The sequence below is a fragment of the Aeromonas sp. 130281 genome (assembly GCF_056642115.1).
The window spans coordinates 1-2,930 of record NZ_JBWVQS010000018.1; the positions used below are offsets into that span (position 1 = coordinate 1).

Annotated in this window: 1 rRNA gene; it reads left to right on the forward strand. The window is 53.1% G+C overall.

What is annotated here, in order from left to right:
* Nucleotides 1-21 precede the first annotated feature (21 nt).
* Nucleotides 22-2,911: ribosomal RNA gene (locus AC1IN8_RS21005) — 23S ribosomal RNA — on the forward strand.
* The last annotated feature ends 19 nt before the right edge of the window (nt 2,912-2,930 follow it).

The following is a 2,930-nucleotide window of genomic DNA, read 5'->3' on the forward strand; positions in this document are numbered from 1 at the left end:
CGACACTTCTTGGGGTTGTATGGTTAAGTGACTAAGCGTACATGGTGGATGCCTTGGCAGTCAGAGGCGATGAAGGACGTACTAACCTGCGATAAGCTGTGAGAAGTCGGTAAGAGACGCTATTACTCACAGATTTCCGAATGGGGAAACCCACTTAGCATAAGCTAGGTATCGTTGCATGAATACATAGTGCAACGAGGCGAACCGGGAGAACTGAAACATCTAAGTACCCCGAGGAAAAGAAATCAACCGAGATTCCCTCAGTAGCGGCGAGCGAACGGGGATTAGCCCTTAAGCATCTTGGAAGTTAGTGGAACGGTCCTGGAAAGGCCGGCGATACAGGGTGATAGCCCCGTACACGAAAACAACCTTGATGTGAAATCGAGTAGGGCGGGACACGTGACATCCTGTCTGAATATGGGGGGACCATCCTCCAAGGCTAAATACTCCTGACTGACCGATAGTGAACCAGTACCGTGAGGGAAAGGCGAAAAGAACCCCTGTGAGGGGAGTGAAATAGAACCTGAAACCGTGTACGTACAAGCAGTGGGAGCCCTTCGGGGTGACTGCGTACCTTTTGTATAATGGGTCAGCGACTTACATTTTGTAGCGAGGTTAACCGTATAGGGGAGCCGTAGGGAAACCGAGTCTTAACTGGGCGTCTAGTTGCAAGGTGTAGACCCGAAACCGGGTGATCTAGCCATGGGCAGGTTGAAGGTTGAGTAACATCAACTGGAGGACCGAACCCACTAACGTTGCAAAGTTAGGGGATGACCTGTGGCTGGGGGTGAAAGGCCAATCAAACTCGGAGATAGCTGGTTCTCCCCGAAAGCTATTTAGGTAGCGCCTCGGACGAATACTACTGGGGGTAGAGCACTGTTTGGGCTAGGGGGTCATCCCGACTTACCAACCCCATGCAAACTCCGAATACCAGTAAGTAATATCCGGGAGACACACGGCGGGTGCTAACGTCCGTCGTGAAGAGGGAAACAACCCAGACCGCCGGCTAAGGTCCCAAAGTTCTGGTTAAGTGGGAAACGATGTGGGAAGGCTCAGACAGCTAGGATGTTGGCTTAGAAGCAGCCATCATTTAAAGAAAGCGTAATAGCTCACTAGTCGAGTCGGCCTGCGCGGAAGATGTAACGGGGCTCAAACCAGGCACCGAAGCCGCGGATTCACACTTATGTGTGAGTGGTAGGGGAGCGTTCTGTAAGTCTGCGAAGGTGTATCGAGAGGTATGCTGGAGATATCAGAAGTGCGAATGCTGACGTAAGTAACGATAAAGGGGGTGAAAAGCCTCCTCGCCGGAAGACCAAGGGTTCCTGTCCAACGTTAATCGGGGCAGGGTGAGTCGACCCCTAAGGTGAGGCCGAAAGGCGTAATCGATGGGAAGCAGGTTAATATTCCTGCACGACTTGTAATTGCGATGGGGGGACGGAGAAGGCTAGGTGGGCCAGGCGACGGTTGTCCTGGTGAAAGTGCGTAGGTGGTGTTTCTAGGCAAATCCGGAGACACAACACTGAGACACGAGACGAAGCCACTACGGTGGTGAAGCCATTGATGCCCTGCTTCCAGGAAAAGCCTCTAAGCTTCAGATTACAAGTCATCGTACCCCAAACCGACACAGGTGGTCGGGTAGAGAATACCAAGGCGCTTGAGAGAACTCGGGTGAAGGAACTAGGCAAAATAGAACCGTAACTTCGGGAGAAGGTTCGCTCTTGACAGTGAAGTCCCTTGCGGATGGAGCAGTTGGGAGTCGCAGTGACCAGATGGCTGGGACTGTTTATCAAAAACACAGCACTCTGCAAACACGAAAGTGGACGTATAGGGTGTGACACCTGCCCGGTGCCGGAAGGTTAATTGATGGGGTTAGCGCAAGCGAAGCTCTTGATCGAAGCCCCGGTAAACGGCGGCCGTAACTATAACGGTCCTAAGGTAGCGAAATTCCTTGTCGGGTAAGTTCCGACCTGCACGAATGGTGTAACCATGGCCATGCTGTCTCCACCCGAGACTCAGTGAAATCGAATTCGCCGTGAAGATGCGGTGTACCCGCGGCTAGACGGAAAGACCCCGTGAACCTTTACTACAGCTTGGCACTGAACATTGAACCTACATGTGTAGGATAGGTGGGAGGCTTTGAAGGCGTGACGCCAGTTGCGCTGGAGCCGTCCTTGAAATACCACCCTTGTATGTTTGATGTTCTAACGCAGGGCCCTGAATCGGGCTCGCGGACAGTGCCTGGTGGGTAGTTTGACTGGGGCGGTCTCCTCCCAAAGAGTAACGGAGGAGCACGAAGGTTGGCTAATCCTGGTCGGACATCAGGAGGTTAGTGCAATGGCATAAGCCAGCTTAACTGCGAGACGGACAGGTCGAGCAGGTACGAAAGTAGGTCATAGTGATCCGGTGGTTCTGAATGGAAGGGCCATCGCTCAACGGATAAAAGGTACTCCGGGGATAACAGGCTGATACCGCCCAAGAGTTCATATCGACGGCGGTGTTTGGCACCTCGATGTCGGCTCATCACATCCTGGGGCTGAAGTCGGTCCCAAGGGTATGGCTGTTCGCCATTTAAAGTGGTACGCGAGCTGGGTTCAGAACGTCGTGAGACAGTTCGGTCCCTATCTGCCGTGGGCGTTGGATGATTGAAGGGAGTTGCTCCTAGTACGAGAGGACCGGAGTGAACGAACCTCTGGTGTTCGGGTTGTCACGCCAGTGGCACTGCCCGGTAGCTAAGTTCGGAATCGATAACCGCTGAAAGCATCTAAGCGGGAAGCGAGCCCTGAGATGAGTCATCCCTGACCCCTTGAGGGTCCTAAAGGGCCGTTGGAGACCACAACGTTGATAGGTGGGGTGTGTAAGCGCGGCGACGTGTTGAGCTAACCCATACTAATTACCCGTGAGGCTTAACCATACAACACCCAAGAAGTGTT